General features: G+C 70.6%; 15 protein-coding genes. 6 read left to right on the forward strand and 9 right to left on the reverse strand.

The features are described 5' to 3' along the window. Nucleotides 1–45: 45 nt before the first annotated feature. Nucleotides 46–2,070 carry a protein-disulfide reductase DsbD gene (locus F1C10_RS08170; RefSeq protein WP_185205304.1) on the reverse strand — a complete coding sequence of 675 codons (2,025 nt, stop codon included), beginning with the start codon at nt 2,068–2,070 and terminating at the stop codon, nt 46–48. Nucleotides 2,071–2,116: 46 nt separating this feature from the next. On the opposite strand from F1C10_RS08170, the gene F1C10_RS08175 reads away from it, so the two are divergent. After that, on the forward strand, nt 2,117–3,802 hold the full coding sequence (locus F1C10_RS08175) for an alkaline phosphatase family protein (RefSeq protein ID WP_185205305.1): 1,686 nt from the start codon (nt 2,117–2,119) through the stop codon (nt 3,800–3,802). Nucleotides 3,803–3,847: 45 nt separating this feature from the next. On the opposite strand, the gene F1C10_RS08180 is transcribed toward F1C10_RS08175, so the two are convergent. Next, entirely contained in the window at nt 3,848–4,783 is a 936-nt protein-coding gene (locus F1C10_RS08180; RefSeq protein ID WP_185205307.1) for a right-handed parallel beta-helix repeat-containing protein, read from the reverse strand. A 220-nt stretch (nt 4,784–5,003) separates the two neighbouring features. On the opposite strand from F1C10_RS08180, the gene F1C10_RS08185 reads away from it, so the two are divergent. Beyond that, on the forward strand, nt 5,004–6,431 hold the full coding sequence (locus tag F1C10_RS08185; protein WP_185205309.1) for an aldehyde dehydrogenase family protein: 1,428 nt from the start codon (nt 5,004–5,006) through the stop codon (nt 6,429–6,431). A 61-nt stretch (nt 6,432–6,492) separates the two neighbouring features. Continuing rightward, nucleotides 6,493–6,789, forward strand: coding sequence for an EthD family reductase (locus tag F1C10_RS08190; RefSeq protein WP_185205310.1), 297 nt, complete (start codon nt 6,493–6,495; stop codon nt 6,787–6,789). Nucleotides 6,790–6,834: 45 nt separating this feature from the next. Here F1C10_RS08190 and F1C10_RS08195 read toward each other — a convergent pair whose 3' ends face one another. From F1C10_RS08195 to F1C10_RS08210, 4 genes are all read right to left on the reverse strand, one after another. Continuing rightward, a complete protein-coding gene (locus F1C10_RS08195; RefSeq protein ID WP_185205312.1) occupies nt 6,835–8,610 on the reverse strand; it encodes an SLC13 family permease in 1,776 nt (591 codons plus the stop codon). Between the two features lie 91 nt (nt 8,611–8,701). Further along, nucleotides 8,702–12,814, reverse strand: a complete 4,113-nt coding sequence (locus F1C10_RS08200) for a translocation/assembly module TamB domain-containing protein (protein WP_185205320.1) — start codon at nt 12,812–12,814, stop codon at nt 8,702–8,704. After that, nucleotides 12,814–14,787 carry an autotransporter assembly complex family protein gene (locus tag F1C10_RS08205; protein ID WP_185205321.1) on the reverse strand — a complete coding sequence of 658 codons (1,974 nt, stop codon included), beginning with the start codon at nt 14,785–14,787 and terminating at the stop codon, nt 12,814–12,816. The genes F1C10_RS08200 and F1C10_RS08205 overlap by 1 nt, the downstream gene beginning before the upstream one ends. Before the next feature lie 48 nt (nt 14,788–14,835). Beyond that, nucleotides 14,836–15,039, reverse strand: a complete 204-nt coding sequence (locus tag F1C10_RS08210) for a hypothetical protein (RefSeq protein ID WP_185210148.1) — start codon at nt 15,037–15,039, stop codon at nt 14,836–14,838. Nucleotides 15,040–15,218: 179 nt separating this feature from the next. On the opposite strand from F1C10_RS08210, the gene F1C10_RS16515 reads away from it, so the two are divergent. Further along, a complete protein-coding gene (locus F1C10_RS16515; RefSeq protein WP_258042790.1) occupies nt 15,219–15,341 on the forward strand; it encodes a hypothetical protein in 123 nt (40 codons plus the stop codon). An 18-nt stretch (nt 15,342–15,359) separates the two neighbouring features. Here F1C10_RS16515 and F1C10_RS08215 read toward each other — a convergent pair whose 3' ends face one another. Next, the gene (locus tag F1C10_RS08215; protein ID WP_185205323.1) at nt 15,360–15,974 is read right to left on the reverse strand and encodes a S24 family peptidase; all 615 of its coding nucleotides are present in this window, start codon (nt 15,972–15,974) and stop codon (nt 15,360–15,362) included. 89 nt (nt 15,975–16,063) lie between these two features. Between F1C10_RS08215 and F1C10_RS08220 the strand changes: the two genes are divergently transcribed. Both F1C10_RS08220 and F1C10_RS08225 read left to right on the forward strand, forming a co-directional pair. Beyond that, nucleotides 16,064–16,237, forward strand: a complete 174-nt coding sequence (locus tag F1C10_RS08220; protein WP_185205325.1) for a hypothetical protein — start codon at nt 16,064–16,066, stop codon at nt 16,235–16,237. After that, complete coding sequence (locus tag F1C10_RS08225) at nt 16,237–16,548, forward strand: hypothetical protein (protein WP_185205327.1); 312 nt, start codon at nt 16,237–16,239, stop codon at nt 16,546–16,548. The genes F1C10_RS08220 and F1C10_RS08225 overlap by 1 nt, the downstream gene beginning before the upstream one ends. 10 nt (nt 16,549–16,558) lie before the next feature. Here F1C10_RS08225 and F1C10_RS08230 read toward each other — a convergent pair whose 3' ends face one another. Together F1C10_RS08230 and F1C10_RS08235 are read right to left on the reverse strand one after the other, a co-directional pair. Continuing rightward, nucleotides 16,559–17,608 carry a hypothetical protein gene (locus F1C10_RS08230; RefSeq protein ID WP_185205329.1) on the reverse strand — a complete coding sequence of 350 codons (1,050 nt, stop codon included), beginning with the start codon at nt 17,606–17,608 and terminating at the stop codon, nt 16,559–16,561. Further along, nucleotides 17,608–18,846, reverse strand: a complete 1,239-nt coding sequence (locus F1C10_RS08235; protein ID WP_185205331.1) for a TIGR04063 family PEP-CTERM/XrtA system glycosyltransferase — start codon at nt 18,844–18,846, stop codon at nt 17,608–17,610. The genes F1C10_RS08230 and F1C10_RS08235 overlap by 1 nt, the downstream gene beginning before the upstream one ends. Between the last annotated feature and the right edge of the window lie 62 nt (nt 18,847–18,908).

An 18,908-nucleotide genomic window follows, 5' to 3' on the forward strand; every position in this document is an offset into this window, starting at 1 on the left:
CAGTCGTGCAGGAATTCACCAACAATGCGAACGGCTAAGCCACGCTCACCTGCCAGGCAGCGCGGTCAGCATCCCGGTAGTAAGCAGCTGCGGCAGCACGCGTGGCTGCTTCGCGCCCTTCGGGTACCACAAGTATAGCGGCACTCCGGCGCGGTTGTGCGCCTCGATGAAGCGGCCGAGTATGGGATCGCCGTCGGTCCAGTCGCCGACCAGCACCGCGACCTTGCCGTTGGCGAACGCGCGCGCCGTTGCCGCGGTCTCGATCGCCGCTTTCTCGTTCACCTTGCACGTCAGGCACCAGTCGGCGGTGAAATAGGCGAACACCGGCCGCCCCTCGCGCTGCAGCGCCGCGAGCCGCGTCTCGCTGAACGGCTCAGCCCCGGCGATCCCCGTCGCGACCGACGCCGTCGCCGCCTGCGGTTTCACCAGTATCACCGCCAGCAGACCAAGCACCAGCGCCGGGATCGCCGGCCACCATGCGCGCACACGTCCGCCCGCCTGCCGCTGCCCGGTCCACCACAGCCCGCATCCGGCGAGCAGGATCGCCGCCAGCCCGATCGTCATCGCGTTGACCCCTGCCTGCCGCCCCAGCACCCAGGCGAGCGCCAGCGCGGTTAGGAACATTGGCACCGACAGGATGTGGCGCAGCCGCACCATCCACGCCCCCGGCCTCGGCAGGCGGCGGCGCAGTGCGGGGACGAAGCCGATCAGCAGGAACGGCAGTGCGATGCCGAGCCCCAGCCCGGTGAATACCAGCATCGCCGCCACCGGCGGCAGCACCAGCGCCGCGCCCAGCGCCGCGCCCATGAACGGCCCGGTGCACGGCGTCGCGACGAACGCCGCCAGCGCGCCGGTCGCGAACGCGCCGCCCGCGCCCGATCGCCCGGCGAAGCGCGGCGTCGGCAGTTCGAACAATCCGGCGAGGTTGAATGCGATCGCCGCGGTCAGCAGCAGCAGCACGCCGATCACCCGCGGGTCCTGCAGCTGGAACGCCCAGCCGACGCTCGACCCGCCCGCACGGAGCGCAAGCAGCACGCCGCCCAGCGCGACGCACACCAGCACCACACCCGCGGTATAGGCGAGCGCCTCGCCTCGCGCGGCGCGCTCGTTCCCGCCCGCCTTGGCGAGGCTCAGCGCCTTGAGGCTGAGGATCGGGAAGACGCACGGCATGATGTTGAGCAGCAGCCCGCCGATCAGCGCCCCGGCAAAGGCGATGGCGGCCGCGCGCCACGCGCCGCCCGTGTCCGCCGCCACCGGCTCGACCCGCCCCGGCGCCGCCGTCACCGCAAACCCGGTCCCCTCGCCCGTCGCCAGCACGCCTTCGATCGATCCGCTCGCCGGCGTCGCCGCCGCCTTGGTGGCAACGACGATCCGGTCGCCGTCGCGCGTCACCGTCTGCGGCGCGGCGTAATCGATCGCGCCCGCCGCCAGCGGATAGAAATAGGCCGAACCGATCGGCGCCTTGGCCGGAAACGGCACCGCCAGCCGGAACGCGCCGTCCGCCGCCGCCCATGTCGCCGGCGAGCCCAGCGGCCGCGGCAATTTGCGCCGCCACGCATCGAACCGCGTGCGCGTCGCCGGGTCGATCGCGCCGTCGCCCACCGTCAGCTCCGTCGACAGCGTTTGCGTTTCGGGCACGCAGATCTGCTCGGTACAGACGAGGTAATCCGCCTTGACGCGCACCGGCAGCCGCGTTCCCGCCGCCAGCCCCGCCGGGATCGTCAGGTCGACGAGCGTCGCGAACGGCGCCTCGTAGACGTAGTTCATCAGCCCCGCGACGATCAGCCTTCCCGGCACGGGGTAGCGCAGCGCGCCCGCGCGGACGCCGGCCGGCAGCGTCCACGTCAGCCGCGTCTCGACGCCTGCGTCCCCGCCGTTCTTCCAATAGCCGTGCCAGCCCTTCTCCGGCCGCGCGTCGAACGCCAGCGTCACCGTGCTGCCCGCCGCCGGCCGCGCGGTCTCGGGAACGAGATCGATCGCCAAGTGCCGCGGTTGTGCGCCCGCGAGCGACGCCGACAGCGTCATCACGATCCAAACGAACGCCGCTACCCACGCTTGCCTAGCTGTCATGACGGGCACATACCGCGCCACACCCCGCTTTGCATCAAGGTCCTCGATGAAACCGTATCTTGCCGCCCTGCTCGCCTCGATCGCGCTGCCGTCCGTCGCCGCCGCGCAGGACCGGGCACCGCAGACCCCCGCCGCAAGCACCGCTCCAAGCCCGCCGCCTCCCGGCGCCGCGCAGGCGACCACCCCCCGCACGCCGCCGCGCCTCGTCGTCGCGATCTCGGTCGATCAGCTCTCGGCCGATCTGTTCGCGCAATATCGCGACAAGTTCACCGGCGGATTCAAGCGACTGCTGACCGGCGCGGTCTTCCCATCGGGCTACCAGGGCCACGCGGCAACGGAGACGTGCCCAGGTCACTCGACGATCCTCACCGGCATGCGCCCCGCGCACACCGGCATCATCGCCAACACCTGGCTCGACCAGCGCGTCAGCCGCGCCGACAAGCTCGTCTATTGTGCGGAGGACGAGCGCGTCCCCGGCAGCAACCACGACAGCTACACCCCCTCCGATCTTCACCTCAAGGTGCCGACGCTGGGCGACATGATGAAGCGCGCCAATCCGAAGAGCCGCGTCGTCTCGGTCGCGGGCAAGGATCGCGCGGCGATCATGATGGGCGGCCACAATACCGATCAGATCTGGTTCTGGAACGGCAAGGAGCTCGCCACGCTCGCCGGCCGCCCGACGCCGCCGGTGGCGCAGCGCGCGAAGGATGCGATCGCGGCGCTTGTCGCCAAGCCGCAGGCGGCGCTCGACCTCCCCGCCTTCTGCCAGGGTCAGTCGAAGCCGATCCGCGTCGGCGAGCAGACGCTCGGCACCGGCCGGTTCGAGCGCGCAGCGGGCGACGCGCGCGCCTTCCGCGCCTCGCCCGCGATCGACGGCGCGGTATTCGCCACCGCCGCTGCCTTCGTTCAGGACATGAAGCTCGGCCAGGGCCAAGCGACCGATCTCATCGCGGTCGGCGCGTCGGCGACCGATTACGTCGGCCACGCCTTCGGCACGCAGGGCTCGGAAATGTGCATCCAAATGGCCGAGCTCGATCAGTCATTGGGCGCCTTCCTCGACAAGCTCGACGAGTGGAAGATCGATTACGAGGTCGTGCTCACCGCCGATCACGGCGCGCACGACATGACCGAGCGGCAGCTCGCGCGCGCGATGCCGATGGAGGCGCACGTCGATCCGACGCTCGCCGCCAAGGTCGTTGGCCCCGCGATCGGCCAGGCGCTCGGCATCGCCGGGCCGGTCCTGCTCGGGCCGGAGAGCGACCTCTACATCGCCAACGACGTGCCGGCGGCGAAACGCCCCGCGGTGATCGCCGAGGCGGTCAAGCGCTACCGCGCGATGCCGCAGGTCGCCGCGGTGCTGACGCGAGCGGAGATCGAGGCGACGCCGATGCCGCGCACCCCACCCGAAACCTGGACGCTCGTCGAGCGCGCGCGCGCCTCCTACGACGCCGAACGGTCGGGTGACTTGCTCGTCCTGCTCAAGCCGCGCGTCACCACCATCATCGCGCCCGGGCCGGGCTATGTCGAGACGCACGGCAGCCCGTGGGATTACGATCGCCGCGTGCCGATCCTGTTCTGGCGCGCCAACATGGATGGGTTCGAACAGCCGCTGTCGGTCGAGACGGTGGATATCGTCCCGACGCTCGCGGCGTCGATCGGCCTGCCGGTCGCCGGGCTCGACGGGCGCTGCCTCGATCTCGACCCCGGCCTCGGCGACACCTGCCGCCGGTAAGCATCCCGGCGCGGCCTCCCACCAATCGGGAGGGCGCGCCCCGGATCAGGGCTGGCGCGTCTCGTAGGGGCGCACGCCGGCGCCCAGCTTGTTGGTGCCCAGCGCCAGCCGCTCGCCGCTGACGTTGGCGAGGAACGCCGGGCTCCTTTCCTGCCCCGGCGCGAGGCGGGCGACATTGTCGTGGACGCTTAGGCCTGCCGAGCGATACTTGCGCTGCTCTGCCGCCACCACGATCATGCCGCTCCAGTTTTCCTTGCGCGTGCCCTGGACGAAGGTGTTGCGCGCGATCTCGCCCGTCCCGCCTTCGGGCAGGTCGATCATGTAGTTGGTGCGATCGCCGCCGGTATCGTCGAAGCTGTTGTCGGTGATCGATACGCGCGGCACGCGTAGCTTCACGTAATGCCCGCCGCGCCCGCGCTCGAAGCGTGAATTGGTGATCGTTACCGATCCCGAATTGCCGAGGTAGATCGAGTGCGCGCAATCCTCGGTCTCGTGACATTGCCCGAGGCCCGAGAAGGTCGACCGGTCGATCGTGATGTTCACCGGATCTTCCGTCGCGCCAAGAATGCCCTCCTGGCTGTCGAGAAACATCGAATTTTTGACGACGAGGTCGCCGATCTCGATCCGGATGCCGGCGCCATTGCCGTCGGGCACGCGAATGCCGCGGAACACCAGCCCGTCGACCACCGCGCCGCCCGCGCGCAGCACCAGCGCCGCCTTGCCCTCGCACGCCCCCTCGAAGATCGCAGTGCCCGGCTGGATCGCCTTGAACGTGACGCGCCCGGCCTGCTGCACCGCGCATTCGTTGTAGACGCCCGGTGCGATCAGCACGGTGAAGTCGCGCCCGCGGTTCCTCGACAGCGCGTCGTCGAGCGTCGCATAACCCTCGCCGGTTTCCTGCACCGTGAACGGTGCGCTCGCCTGCTGGCTGGTCGCGGGCGCGGCAAGCGCGAGGAAGAGAACGAGGGGAGCAAGGCGCATGGAACGGGAATCCTTTCACGCTCGCTCCTGCCGCGTCCGGGTTACCACCGATACCGCCAAACGCGGTTAACGTAGGCCGCGCGCTCCACCCGGCGGTTGATGGTCCGCGCTTCTGTCCCGTCGCGGCACGGCCACCGGCAATCGCGTTTCCTGTTGCAACGCAAATGAGCGCGCCGCATGTGCGTACCGAAACGTCGAATCCAATTGGCGGAGAGGCACGATGCAAAGCTACCTGAAACACTATATCGATGGCGCCTGGGTCGAGAGCGACGGCGGCAAGCGCCACGAGGTGATCGATCCCTCGACCGAGCAGCCCTGCACCGAGATCACGCTGGGCAGCGCGGCGGACGTCGACAAGGCGGTCGCTGCCGCGAAGAAGGCGTTCAAGACCTGGTCGCAGACCAGCGTCGAGGAACGCGCCGCGATCCTGGAAAAGATCATCGCCGGCTACAAGGCGCGCATCCCCGATCTCGCCGCCGCCACCAGCCGTGAGATGGGCGCGCCGATCTCGTTCGCCAGCATGGCGCAGGCACCCGCCGGGCTCGGCCATTTCATGGGCACGCTCGCCGCGCTCAAGGAATTCAGCTTTTCGGAAAGCGCCGCCAAGGGCGCGCGCGTCGTGCACGAGCCGATCGGCGTCGTCGCGATGATCACGCCGTGGAACTGGCCGCTCAACCAGATCTGCGCCAAGGTTGCGCCCGCGCTCGCCGCCGGCAACACGATGGTGCTGAAGCCGTCCGAAGAAGCGCCGAGCAACGCCATGATCCTCGCCGAGATCATCGCCGAAGCGGGCGTGCCCGCGGGCGTGTTCAACCTCGTCAACGGTGACGGCCCCACCGTCGGCGCCGCGCTGTCGAGCCACAAGGACGTCGACATGGTGAGCTTCACCGGCTCGACCCGCGCGGGCATCGCGGTTGCCACTGCCGCCGCCGCGACGGTCAAGCGCGTCCACCAGGAACTCGGCGGCAAGGCGCCCAACGTCGTGCTCGAGGGCGCGAAGCTGGTCGACGTGCTGCCCCCGACGCTCGCAGGCGTCATCGCCAACACCGGGCAGAGCTGCATCGCACCGACCCGCCTCCTCGTCCACAAGAGCCAGGTGAGCGAGGCCGAAGAGGTCGTGAAGGCGATCATGGAAGCGACGCAGATCGACGCACCGGAGAAGCAGGGCGCGCACATCGGTCCGGTCGTCAACAAGGCGCAATTCGACAAGATCCAGACGCTGATCCAGTCCGCGCTCGACGAGGGCGCACGGCTTGTAACGGGCGGTGTCGGTCGTCCCGACGGCCGTAACGCGGGCTATTACGTCAAGCCCACGGTGCTCGCCGACGTCACGCCCGAAATGCGCATCTATCGCGAGGAGACGTTCGGCCCGGTCGCGACGATCTCGACCTACGAGGATACCGATCAGGCGGTCGAGATGGCGAACGACACCGAATACGGCTTGTCGGCAACGATCTCGGGCGATCCGGCCGAAGCGGCGAAGATCGCCGGCAAGCTGCGCGCCGGCCTCGTCACGATCAACGCCTGGGGCCCCAACGGTCCGACGCCGTTCGGCGGCTACAAGTCGTCGGGGAACGGGCGCGAGGGCGGCAAATGGGGCCTCACCGACTTTATGGAAGTGAAGACCATCGTCGGCGAGAACGCCTGAACATCATCATCGAACGGCCGCCCGGTACGAACCGGGCGGCCTTTTTCTTGGGAGAGAGACCATGATCGTCAGCGTGCTGTATCCGAACCACGAAGGCGCGAAATTCAACACCGATTACTACAAGGCGACGCACGCGGAACTCGCCAAGGAGATCTGGAATCCGGAGCGTGTCGAGCTGATCGAGGGTCAGGCCCCTGGCGGCGGCGCGGCGCCCTTCGCGATGATCGCGCACTTCCACTTCTCGTCGCCCGAAGCGATGGCGACGGCGTTCGCGCACCCGCGCAACGGCGAGCTTCACGCCGATGTCGCCAACTGCACCGACATCGCGCCGACCGTCTCGATCGGTAAGGCACTCTGATATCGGCGACCACCCCGGCAAACTCGCCGGGGTGGCGTTCCGCCGTCAGCGCAGCGGCCAGAAGAACATGATCAGCGGCGTGCCCAGTAGCACGACGATCACCGACAGCGGCGCGCCCAGCCGGGCATAGTCGCCGAAGCGATAGCCCCCCGGCCCCATCACCAGCGTGTTGCACTGATGCCCGATCGGGGTCAGGAAGTCGCATCCCGCGCCCACCGCCGTCGCCATCAGGAACGCCTCGGGGCGATAGCCGAGATCGCTGGCGAAGGTCGCCGCGATCGGCGCCATCACCAGCACCGTCGCGGCATTGTTGAGGAACGGCGTCACCGCCATCGCCGCCGCCAGAATCAGCGCCACCGCGCCCCACCCCGGTAGCGTCTGCGCCACCTCGGCCAACCATGTCGCGATCACGTTCGACGCACCCGTCGTGCGCAGCGTGTCGGATACCGGGATCAGCGCGCCCAGCATGATCAGGATCGGCCATTCGACATGCTCGTACGCGTCGCGCACCGGCAGCGCGCCGATCGCCATGATCGTTCCCGCAGCCGCGAAGAACGCCACCGCCACCGGCACCAGTCCGAGTGCGGTCGCCCCCATCGCGACGCCCAGGATGCCCACCGCCAGCCATCCGCGGCGCGACGTGCCTAACCGGACGGCGCGCTCCGCCAGCGGCAGGCAGCCGAGGTCGCGCAGCCGTTCCGGCAGGAGCCCCAACGGCCCCTGCAGCACCACCACGTCGCCCGCGCGCAGTGTGGTATTGGCGAGCCGCCGCGACAGCCGCTCGCCGCGCCGCGAGATGGCGATCAGGTTCACGCCGTGGCGCGCCTGCAGATCGAGCCGCCCGGCCGTCTCGCCTACCATCACCGATCCGACGTTGATCACCGCTTCGATCACGCCCACCTCGTCGTCGGCCGAGCCCGCCGGGGCGGCGCGGTCCTCGCCCTCCAGCTTCAGCCGATCTCCCGCGATGACGCGCTCGAGCGCATCGGGCTCGCCGCCCAGGATCAGCACGTCGCCCTCCTGCAGCACGTCGTCGCGATGCGGCGCGCTGCGCATTTCCGCGCGCAGGATCTGGGTGATCGTGATTTCGCGCTCGTGCCGCTCGAGGAACGCGTCGACCGTTTCGCCGCCCGCCGGCGACCCTTCGGTGATCGTGACTTCGGTGACATAGCCGGTGATATCGAGCGCCTCGCCCATCGTCGGTGCGGCGCGGCGATCCGCCGGAATCAGGCGATAGGCGATCGCGAGATAGACGATACCGACGACGAACAGACACGCGCCGACCGGCGTATAGTCGAACATGCCGAACGGGTGCCCCGTCATCTGCTCGCGCGATCGGCTGACGATGATGTTGGGCGACGTGCCGACCAGCGTCATCAGCCCGCCGAGCAGCGATGCCGACGCCATCGGCATCAGGAAGACCGACGGGCTTGCCTCGGTCTTGCGCGCCGTCTGGAACGCGGCGGGCATCAGCATCGCCAGCGCGCCGATGTTCTTGACCAGCGCGGAGGCAACGCCGACCGACCCGGTCAGCACCAGCAACTGCCCGCGCACGCTCGTCACGCGGCGCGAAACACTGCGCAGGGCGCGCTCGATCACCCCCGATCGCTGCACCGCGCCCGAGATGACGAGCGCCGATCCGACGATGATGACGATATCGTCGGAGAAGCCCTTGAACGCGTCCGCCGGCGCGACGATGCCGAGCGCGAGCGCCACGAGCAACGCGATGATCGCCGTCACATCGTAGCGGAAGCGCCCCCAGATGAAGAGCGCCATCATTCCCGCCAGCGTCGCCAGCGATAGACATTGCGGCAGCGTCATCGGTCCCCCTCGATGGCGTTCAGGAAGATGGGCTAACGGCGGGCACAGACGTTAGGTTGCGCATTGCCACCGGCCGCATGCTTGATCGCGATCAATAGTCCTTCGACACGCGAACGTTCGCGCTTTGCCGCCCGAGCGTCGAGATGCTCGACAGTAGCGAGAGCCAGCGCGTCACCTGATATTCCACGCGGGTCGCGGAATAGCCCTGCCCGTCGGTCACGATCTCGGCATACAGCCGCCGCGTCACGTATTTCCCTGCCGCGATCGACGTGCCCTGCCCGGTTTGCGGATCGGCCGGCAGGATGCGCAGCCGGTCGAGCCCCGCCGCGCGACGCACCGCATTGATCGGGTTCAGCCCGCCGTTGCCGTCGCGCAGCGCGGCGACCGCGGCCGCGAGCTGCAACGCCTCGGGCGCCGACAGATTGGTGATCGAGGTGCCGAACAGCAACCGCGACAGCAACTCGTCCTGCGGCAGCGCGGGCACGCTGGTAAAGGTGATTTCGGGCTTCAGCGCGACGCCCGTCACGCGGATCGACGCGTTCAGCCCGGTCGAATTGGCGTTCGCCTCGATGTCGAGCGCCGGGTTCGCCGGCACCTCGCCGGCGAAGCGGATCACGCCGCGCGCCAGCTCGAATTCGCGGCCGGCAAATTCATAGTCGCCGCGGATCAGGTCGGCGCGTCCGGTGATCGCCGGGTTGTCGGGCGCGCCGCCGATCGCGAGGTCGGCGGACCATTCGCTCGTCAGCCCCAGCCCGGTGACGAACAGTGCATCGGCCGCGCGCGCCTTGATGTCGAGTCGCCACGGCGTCAGCGCGCGCAGCCCATCGTCGCCGCCGTCGGGCGCATTGATTTCGCGCACGATCAGCCGCGGCACCGCGCTCGTCGCGCTCGCCTGCCCCAGCCGGTAGCGGCTGCGATCGAGCCGCACGGCGCCGGAGATCACGCCGCCGCGCCCGCTCGATTGGAAACGCAGCGGCCCCGTCACCGTCGCGGCGATATCGTCGCGGTCGATCATCACTGCGCGCTCGGCATTGAGCGTCAGGTCGAGCCCGATCCCCTGCGCCGCCGCGAAGTCGAACCGCCCGGCGCCGCTCACCCGGCCCTTGCCCGCGTCCGCCGTGAAGCGCTCGATCGCCAGCCGCGATCCGGCGAACCGCCCCGCCGCCTGAACGTTGCTAAGCACCGTTCCCGTCGTCGCGCTCTCGATCCGCGCGCCCTTGGCCTGCACCACGCCCCGGATCTGCGGGTCGGCGACGCTGCCGGTCACGTCCGCCGCGATGCCCACCGGACCAGACAGGTCGAACAGCTCGACGCGGCTCAGCCGCCACAGCGTATCGGCCGGCCCGTCGTAACGCAGCTGCGCGAACAGCCCCGCGCGCGCGATCCGCTGCGCCAGATCCCCTTCGCCCAGCCGCAGCACCGCCTGTGCGCGCCCCACCGTTTTCCCGTCGGACGCCACCACCGCGCGCACGCCGGCGCGATCGGCGCTCAGCACGCCCGCCACCGCCATGTCGATCGGCGTCGACGACAGCAGCAGACCCGACCGCGTCAGCCCGCGCACCGTCATGTCGATCCGCCCGGTCGGCGTGCCGCCCGTGCCGCTGGCATAGCTCAGCCGCCCCGACGCACTACCGCCGAGCCCGAGGCCGGGATACCCGATGTCGAGCACGCCGAGCGGCATCCGGGCGAGCGTCGCGTCGATGCTGTTCCCATCGGTCCCGAAGCGGCCGGAAACGGTCGCCGTCCCCCCGGCAAAGGTCAGCCGCGTCGCTGCCAGCCGCCACGCGTCGCCGTCGCGCGTCAGCACCGCCGGCGTCTCGAGCTGCAGCGGTCGCCGATCGACCGTTCCGCTTGCCATCACGCGATAGCTGTCGGGCCCGACGTCGATCACGCTCTGGATGTCGAACGCGCGTCCGCGCGAGCCGGCGATCGCCGCGCGCACCTGGCCGATGCCGCCGCGCAGTTTGGCGTTGGCGGCAAATCGCGCGAAGCTCAGCGCGCCGCGCCGTAGCCCCGTCCCGCTCAGCGTCGCGTCGATCGACGATCCCGCCGGATCGAGCAATGCGGCGAGGTCGAGCCGCCCCTGGCGCACCGTGCCGATCCCGGCCAGCGTCGCCGCGTTGAGCCCGAGCCGCGCCTCGACGCGCTGGATCGTCCCCTCCGGGCGCAGCGCCACTTCGCCGTCGATCCCGCCGCCCGCCACCGCCAGCCGCCCATCGAAGCCCCCCGGCACGATGTCGATCGTACCGCTCGCGCGAGTCCCGCTAACGTCGAGCCGAGCGAGTGCGATCCGGTCCTGCCCGCCGCGCGGCAGCAGGATCTCGCCCGCGCCGGTGAACGCGCCGAGCCGCGACCCGCCCGCCACGTCGAATGCAAAGCCATTTGCGCTTGGCTCGAGATGCAACCGCACGTCGCTGAGCCCTAGGCTGTCGGCCGGGCGCTGGAACAACAGGTCGATCGTCGGCCGCTCGATCCGGCCATCCAGCTTGAGCGTCACCGGGCCGTAGCTCGCTTGCCGCCCGCCGCCCTCGAAATGGAACGTCCCGTCACGGCGGCGATAGCCGTTGCCCGTCAGCCGGATCGACGGCCCCGTCAGCACCAGGTTTCGGAAATGCAGGATGCCGTCGGGCGTGCGTTCGAGCGCGGTGACGATCCGCGGCAGCCCGCCCGCAAGGGTGCGGAAGAAACCGTTGTCGAGCCGCACCATCTGTGCCGTCCCGGTCCCGACGACGCGCGTGCCCCGCCGCCCCGGCCCCGGCACCACCTGCAGTCGCGACGTCACGTCGACGACGCCGAGCCCGGGGATCAGATAGCGTCCCAGCGCGCCGTTGAGCCCGACCTGATACTCACCGGTGCGCAGATCGACCGTCAGCCCGATGCGCGCGGTCAGCTTATCGGATTTCAACCGCAGGTCGTCGCCCGTGATCATCGCCGCGGTGATCCGCAGCACGCCGTCGACCGACAGGTTGCGCAGGATGCCGCCGGCGACGTCGCCAACACCAGTCACGCGGCGCGCGGTGAAGCGCACCGGCAGCACGATCGGCGCGGCCGACAGCCGCCCCCGCCCAGCGGCCCGCGCCTCGTCGAAGCCGGTGTCGTCGAACGCCACGCGCAGCGCGGTGATGCGATAATCGAACGCGGCGGTCTGGAACGGCCCGTCGAGCACCGCGCGCAGCTCGACGTTGCGCCCGCTCATGTCGTCGAACAGCGCCGCGGGCTGCAACAGCCGCGCGCGCACCCGCAGGTTGCGCCACGCGCTCGCCGCCAGATCGGCGACGCCCGTCGCCTCGAGCTGAAGCGCCGACGAGCGCAGCGAGAGCGTGCCGTCGAGCCGCCGCATCACAAAGGTCGCCGCGCCGTTCACCAGCACGCGCGGCTCGGTCAGCCGCCGCACGCGGCCGGTGGTGAGCACGCCCGGCCGCACCACCCCCGTCAGCGTATAGGCGCCCGCGCGATTGCCGAGCGCGAGGTCGATCACGCGCTCGCCGCCGGTACCCACCAGCGCCACCGCGCGGCCCTGCCACGTCGCCCAGCGGCCTGCCCCGCCGACATTGAGAGCGAGCGAGCGTCGCACCCCCGTCCACCGCGCGAGCACGCCAGTGGCGCTGCCGCGCGCGCGCACGTCGATGTCGAAGCGATTGCGATCGGGCACCGCGTCGATGCGCAGTCGCAGCGCGTCGCTTCCTTCGATCCGCGCGTCGAGCGCGACCTGCGCGCGTCCCCCGCGAATATCGGCGCGCCCGTCGATCCGGCCGTAGCGTACCGCCCCGGTCACCGCGCGTCCGACCACCAGCCGCTCGACCGTCAGCCGCCCGATCGCGATGTCGAAGTCGGGCAGCAGTGGGCTCGGCCCCGTCGCCAGCGTGCGCGGGATCTTGGCGAAGATCGCGACGGGCACGGTGAGCGAGCGGATCTCGAGCCGGTTCGACAGCCACGCGAACGGCCGCCAGTCGAGGTCGGCGCGCGGCGCCGCGAACACCAGTCCCTCGGGATCGGCCACGCGCACGTCGCGCAGCACCGCTTTTGTATAGATCGATCCATCGATCCGCCCGACACTGAAGCGCAGGCCGTTGGCGGGCCGCGCGGCGTTGATCCGCTCGGCGATCCAGCGGTGCCCCATCTGCGTATCGACGATCCACGCCGTCAGCGCCGCGATTGCGACGAGCAGCGACGCGAGCACCGCAATCCAGCGCCACCACCGCATCAGAACGCCTGGCCGAGCGACACGTAGACCGCGATGCGCGAATCACCGCGCTGCGGATTGATCGGCGTGCCCACGTCGAAGCGGATCGGCCCGAAGTTGCTGTAGTAGCGCACGCCGATGCCGGTGCCGTAGCGCAGCCCGGAGAAGTCGGGGGCGCCGCCGGTGTAGATGTTGCCCGCGTCGAAGAACGGCACCACGCCGAAATTGCCGAATGCCTTGATCCGGCCCTCTATCGCGAATTCGGCAAGGCTGCGCCCGCCGATCGGATCGTTGTTGGGATCACGCGGCCCGATCGATTGATAGCCGTAGCCGCGCACCGATGCGCCCCCGCCGGCGTAGAAGCGCCGCGACGGCGCGATCGCATCACGCGGCGCACCCACGATCGTGCCCAGCCGCACACGCCCCGCCAGTACCACGCCGCCGATCGTGCGATACGCGCTCGCGTCGATCTGCGCGCGGGTATAGCCGAACGTCGATCCCTGCAGCGACAGCTCGGGGCTCAGCCGCCCGCCAATCCGGAAGCCGCTCGTTGGGTTCAGCAGGTCGTCCGATCCGTCGTAGGTCAGGCTCGTTGGCGCCGCGGCGATGAAGAACGTCCGCCGCCGCGGCGCGCCCGTCGATACGATGACGTCGCGCTCGTCCGACGCGAGCAGTTCGGCACCGACCGACCACGTCCACGTCTTCTGGAAGAAGATGTTGGTCTGCCGCTCCAGGCTGCCCGACAGCGAAAAGGTGTTCGCCTCGTACGCGTCGCGCTGCGTGTGCGCGGCGGCGATCTGCGCGGTCAGCACGCGGTCGCGCCCGCGGAAATTGTTGCGGCGGAACGTCACCGCGCCGAGCTGCTCCTGCGTGCCCAGCACGCCGCGCAGCGTAAGCCCACCTTCGGGCGGGAACAGGTTGCGGTGCGTCCAGCTCGCTTCGACCCGGGCGCCTTCGCCCGTGCCGTAGCCGACCTCGCCGGCGATCGTGCGCGGCGGTGCGCGTTCCAGCCGCACGTCGATGTCGACCGTCTCGGGCGTCGTCCCCGGCACCGGCTTCACCTCTGCGACCGAGACAAGCCCGGTCTGGATCAGTGCGCGGCGCAGATCGTCCAGTGCTGGCGCGTAATAGGGCTTGCCGGGCGAGAAGCGTGCGATCTCGGCGACGTGCCGCGCATCGAACACGCGATTGTTCGCGTTGGTGCGCACCTGCCCGAACACGCGCGGCGTGCCGGGATCGACGCCGACGTCGAGCGTCGCGGTGCGCGCCTCGCGATCGATCGTCACGACCGGGTCGGTGACGCGCGCGAAGGGGAAGCCCTGCTCGCCCACTTCGCTGCGCAGCCGCGCCTCCGCCGCCGCGATGCGATCGGCGTTGACCGGATCGTCGGGCTTGACCGCGAACGCCTCGCGCAGCGTCGCGGCCTTCGCCCCCGCCGCCGCAACGCCCGCGACGGTCACGTCCTTCAGCCGATAGACCGGGCCGGGCGCGACATCGAGCACCACCAGCGGGCGCACGCCGGCCGTGTCGATCCGCATGTCGACGCGCGCATCGTAATAGCCCTCGCCGCGCAGCAGCGTGACAAGCAGCGCCGCATCCTCGCGCGCGCGCCGATCGAGTTGCGCCGCATTCGAAGCCTCGCCGTCATGCTGGTCGAGCACCGACAGTTCGGCGAACCGCTCGCGCAGCAACGGCGAGCCGATGCCGTCCATCCCGTCGAGCCGCCAGCTGTAGCGCGTTTCGCCGCTCGCGGTGGCTTGCACCGCCGTTGCCGCCGCCGGCTCGGGTGCCAGTTCGGGCCAGGCGACGCCGATATCGGGCAGGTCGGCGAGCGGCGCGGACGGATCGAGCGTAGTGTCGGTCGCAGGTGCGCCCGCCCGCCCGATATCGGCCTGCCGCGCCGCAGGCGCATCGGCCTGCTGCGCCGCTGAAGGCGTCGCGGCGAGGAACGCAAAAAGACCTGCCGCGCCGCCCAGCGCGCCTCGCCCGTACATTCCCCGTCCCTACGGTCTGCGCCCGCCAGCGGCAATGCCGCGCGCGCCTTAGTGCACCGTGCCGCAGGCGTAATCGGTCGCAAGCAGGTCGATCAGCCGCTCGATTTGCCGCCAGCGGCAGAAGTGGGCGACGTTGCCCACCGCGCGGCTGCGGTTCGCGCGGCTCGCAGCCTCGAAGGCGGCCGCACCGCCGTGTTTGGCGATCAGCAAGGCGGCATCGTCGACCGCGGCGCGGTCGGCTAGGAAGATCATCGGCGTCAAGGGCGACCCTGTTTTTGTGGTGTAGCGCCGGTATGGCGCGCAGCCGATGACATCGCGTGAACGGCAAGGGTTAACGCCGGTGGCGTCGGCCGGCGCGACGTGCGATGGACACGCCCATCATGAACGATCGGCCATCCCGCCCCCCCAGCGCTGGGGGTTTCCTCATCGCCATGTCGCTGCTGATCGGCACTGTCCTCGGCTTCATGAACGGGCAGACGACGATCGGCTTCCTGATCGGGCTCGCCGTCGGCGTCGCGCTGTCGGTCGTCATCTGGCTGCGCACACGCGGCTGATCCGCGCCGCGCGCACCGCTACGGCGCGCGCAGCAGCAGCTTCACGCGGCCAATCACCGTCGCCTCGTCCGGCGCGCACGCGATCGGCGGATAGTCCGGATTGTCGCTCAGTAGCGTCAGCCCCGAACGGTCCGCCCGGACGCGCTTGACCAGCAGATCCTCGTCGCGCCTGACGACGTAGATGCCCGTTGCCGCGACGCGCCGATCGCTGCGATCGACCAGCAGGCGATCGCCCGCGCGGATCGTTGGCAGCATCGAATCGCCGACCGCATCGATCATCGATGCCGCGCCAAGGTCGATGCCCTCGTCGCGCAGCATCCGCGCGGTGAACGCCACCGTGCGCAGCACCGTCTCGGGCCCCGCCACCGCGCCGCGTCCCGCCGACGCGGCCAGCGACAGATACGGTACCGCCACCTCCTGTTCCGGCGCCGCGCCGCCCAGCACCGATTCGGCGACGCCGAAGAAGCGCGCGAGCGTGGCCCGGTCGCGTTCGTCCAGCCGCCGGGGCGTTCCACGCCGCACGAACTGCTGCAAATAGGCGACGTTGCGCCCGATCAGCCGCGACAGTTCGGACAGCGACACCCCGCGCGCCGCCGCCAATTGCTCGAGCACAGTTGCGACAGCACGATCCATCACCCGACCCTAGCCATAGGAAATTTCCTAGACAAGTTGGAAAAGGTGAGAGAACAAAGCACGAACATAACGAGTCGGAGTGCACTGCCATGTCCCTGCTGGTCGAGATCGATCGCTACCTTCGCCTGACCGGCGTCTCGCCGTCGACCTTCGGGCGACGCACGGTCAACGATCCGCGGCTGGTGCACGATCTGCGCGCCGGGCGCGTGCCCGGGCCGGGCATTCGTGCGCGCGTCGAAGCCGCGCTGAAGGAGGCGCAGTGATGCGCGGGCCCGGGAGCGGCGCGCTGCTCGGACGCGCGATCGCGCGGTCGGCTGAGGCTGCGGGCGCGATGGTGGCGGTCGAGGATTGCGACACGCATCCGTGGTATAGCGCGACACTCAGCGGCGCGCGCTACGCCTTCGCCCTGACGGCGGACATCGACGCGCCCGTCGCGCACTGGCTGTACTCATTGCCGCAGCAGGACCTGCCGCTGCCCGGCCATCTCGTCGCCGACCTCGCGGTTGCGCCGGCAATCGAATATTCCGGCCGGCTGCACTGGCGGATCGACGCGCTGACCATCGCCGCCGCTTAGCGTGCGGCGGTCAATTCGCCGCCAGTCGCCGCAGCATCCCCAGCGTATCGTCGAGGCTCGCGACCGGCGCCGGAACCGGCGCTGGTGCGGGGGTCGGCGCCGCCGTGCCCCGCCGCCGGGCACCCCGCTCTAGCCGGTCGAGCAGCGTCGCGATCGACGTCTCGCCGACCGGCTTGGGCACCGCCGTCAGGAACGACAGCGTGTCGCCGGCCTCGCGAGCCGGCTCGATCGGCGTCGTCGGCTCGGCCGGCATCGCGCGGTCGATCTCCATCCGCGCCGGGATCACGCCTTCGTCGTCGCCAGCGTCGGCCGACGACCCCAGGTCCGCTGCGGGAGAGCCCACTTCGATCGTCCGCATCGCGATTGCCGGCGCGTCGATTGCGGGATCCCCGCCGACGGCGCGTTCCACCGCTTCCCACGCGGCGGCTGGCACGCGCTGCGCAACAGCCCATCGATCGCCGTCCTCCGACGCCTCGTCGATCTCTTCCCACACCGCATCTTCACTCGGTGACGGCTCGACCATTACCGCAGCGGGGGGCAGCACGACGAGCGGCGGCACGGCAGGGATCGGCAGGCGCGGCACATCGGGCACCGCTATCGGATCGAACGCGGCGAGCGGCTGGTCGAGATCGGCCGGCAGCGGCTGCTCAAGTTGGGGCACGCGCTTCGCCGGGGGCGGCGCGGCGATCGGCAACGGCGGGCCCAGGTCCTCGCTCGCGCGGATCGGTCGGCGCGGCGGCGCATCGGGATGTGCATCGGCGCGCCGAACCGATACCGTGCTCGCGGCCGTCGCCGGCGCCTTCACCCGGCGCGCCGGCAAGCGCAGTCGGCCCTTCGCCATCAGGTGAACGAGCAGCGCCGCGCCTAGGAACGGCAGCAGCGCCGCGATCGCCAGCGCCACCCGCCCCGTCACGCCGACCGGCGGCGCGGCGGCGGGAACGACGTACGGCAGCCACAATCGCCACACCAACAGGTCGATCCGCGGCTGCGGCAGCGCAGCGACGACGCCGGCCACGACCACCCCCAGCCCGGCGAGGGCAATCGGGGCCGCCTGTCGCATCAGGTTCGTACCGTTGTTCGCTGCGCCCATGTCCCACCCTTGCGTGCGGCCATGACGAGCCGCTGATAGACGGGTTCGTAGCGCGCAATATTTGACGACCAGTTACGCTCGCGCTCGACGAACGCGCGCGCCCGCTCGCGCCGCGCCGCCCAGCCGCTGCGATCGGCGAGCAGCCCGGCGAGCGCGTGCGCGATCGCTGCCGGATCATCCGCCGCGAACAGCGTCCCCGTTTCGCCGTCGCGGATCAGTTCGCGGTGCCCGCCGACGTCGGACGCGGCGACCAGCCGGCTCTGCGCCATCGCCTCCAGCGGCTTCAGCGGGGTGACGAGATCGGTCAGCCGCATCCGCTTGCGCGGATAGGCGAGCACGTCGACCAGGCTGTAATAGCGCTCGACCTCATCGTGCGGCACCCGCCCGACGAAGCGGATCCGGTCCGCCGCGGAGGATGCCGCCGCCTGCGCGCGCAGCGTCGCCTCCATCGGCCCCCCGCCCACCAGCATCAGATGCGCGCGCGGCCGCCGTTCGATCAGCGCCGGCATCGCCGCGATCAGATCGTCGAGCCCCTCGTAATCGTAGAAGCTGCCGATGAAACCGATCACCTCGCCGTCGAGCCCCAGCATCTCGCCCAGCGCGCGGTCACGCGGCGGCGGCGCGCCGAACATCGTCATGTCGACGCCGTTTGGCGATACCATGATGCGCTCGTCGGCGACGCCGCGCGCGATCAGGTCGCGCTTTAGCCCCTCGCAGATCACCGCCACCGCGTCGGCGCGCGCCACCGCCCAGCTCTCCAATGCGCGCGTCAGCCGATAGCGCACCGATCCCTCGCGCCCCGTGCCGTTGCCCACCGCCGCATCCTCCCAGAAAGCGCGGATCTCGTAGAGCAGCGGCAATCCGGTGCGCCGCGCCACCGGCAGCGCCGCCAGCGCGCCCAGCACCGGCGAGTGCGCGTGGATGATGTCGGGGCCGAAGTCCCGCGCCACCGCCGCGATGCGCCGCGCGAACGCCGCCACCTCCGCCATTTCACCGAGCGGCGCGGGCAGCCTGATCGCGGGCGCGGTGCGGTAGAAATCGATCCCGTCGACCCGCTCCGCCGCCGGCGCGTCCACGTGGTAGCGCGGCCCCGTCACCGCCGCGACGTCCCAGCCGCGCGCCTGCTGCGCCTTGACGATCGCGCGCGTGCGAAACGTATAGCCGCTCTGCAGCGGCAACCCGTGATCGAGAACGTGGAGAATGCGCATGCGCATCTCCTGCCACGCCCCCGCTTAACGCGGCGTCAACCGCCCGCGGCTAACACCGGCGC

It is taken from the genome of Sphingomonas sp. NBWT7 (genome assembly GCF_014217605.1).
Taxonomy (GTDB): domain Bacteria; phylum Pseudomonadota; class Alphaproteobacteria; order Sphingomonadales; family Sphingomonadaceae; genus Sphingomonas.

Bases quoted from the DNA above. Each gene is read 5' to 3' on its own strand.
- F1C10_RS08230 (WP_185205329.1), bottom strand. From the start codon at position 17,608: ATGCGACAGGCGGCCCCGATTGCCCTCGCCGGGCTGGGGGTGGTCGTG.
- F1C10_RS08225 (WP_185205327.1), top strand. From the start codon at position 16,237: ATGCGCGGGCCCGGGAGCGGCGCGCTGCTCGGACGCGCGATCGCGCGG.
- F1C10_RS08200 (WP_185205320.1), bottom strand. From the start codon at position 12,814: ATGCGGTGGTGGCGCTGGATTGCGGTGCTCGCGTCGCTGCTCGTCGCA.
- F1C10_RS08215 (WP_185205323.1), bottom strand. From the start codon at position 15,974: ATGGATCGTGCTGTCGCAACTGTGCTCGAGCAATTGGCGGCGGCGCGC.
- F1C10_RS08180 (WP_185205307.1), bottom strand. From the start codon at position 4,783: ATGCGCCTTGCTCCCCTCGTTCTCTTCCTCGCGCTTGCCGCGCCCGCG.
- F1C10_RS08220 (WP_185205325.1), top strand. From the start codon at position 16,064: ATGTCCCTGCTGGTCGAGATCGATCGCTACCTTCGCCTGACCGGCGTC.
- F1C10_RS08190 (WP_185205310.1), top strand. From the start codon at position 6,493: ATGATCGTCAGCGTGCTGTATCCGAACCACGAAGGCGCGAAATTCAAC.
- F1C10_RS08175 (WP_185205305.1), top strand. From the start codon at position 2,117: ATGAAACCGTATCTTGCCGCCCTGCTCGCCTCGATCGCGCTGCCGTCC.
- F1C10_RS08170 (WP_185205304.1), bottom strand. From the start codon at position 2,070: ATGACAGCTAGGCAAGCGTGGGTAGCGGCGTTCGTTTGGATCGTGATG.
- F1C10_RS16515 (WP_258042790.1), top strand. From the start codon at position 15,219: ATGTCGCTGCTGATCGGCACTGTCCTCGGCTTCATGAACGGGCAGACG.
- F1C10_RS08205 (WP_185205321.1), bottom strand. From the start codon at position 14,787: ATGTACGGGCGAGGCGCGCTGGGCGGCGCGGCAGGTCTTTTTGCGTTC.
- F1C10_RS08185 (WP_185205309.1), top strand. From the start codon at position 5,004: ATGCAAAGCTACCTGAAACACTATATCGATGGCGCCTGGGTCGAGAGC.
- F1C10_RS08210 (WP_185210148.1), bottom strand. From the start codon at position 15,039: ATGATCTTCCTAGCCGACCGCGCCGCGGTCGACGATGCCGCCTTGCTG.
- F1C10_RS08195 (WP_185205312.1), bottom strand. From the start codon at position 8,610: ATGACGCTGCCGCAATGTCTATCGCTGGCGACGCTGGCGGGAATGATG.
- F1C10_RS08235 (WP_185205331.1), bottom strand. From the start codon at position 18,846: ATGCGCATTCTCCACGTTCTCGATCACGGGTTGCCGCTGCAGAGCGGC.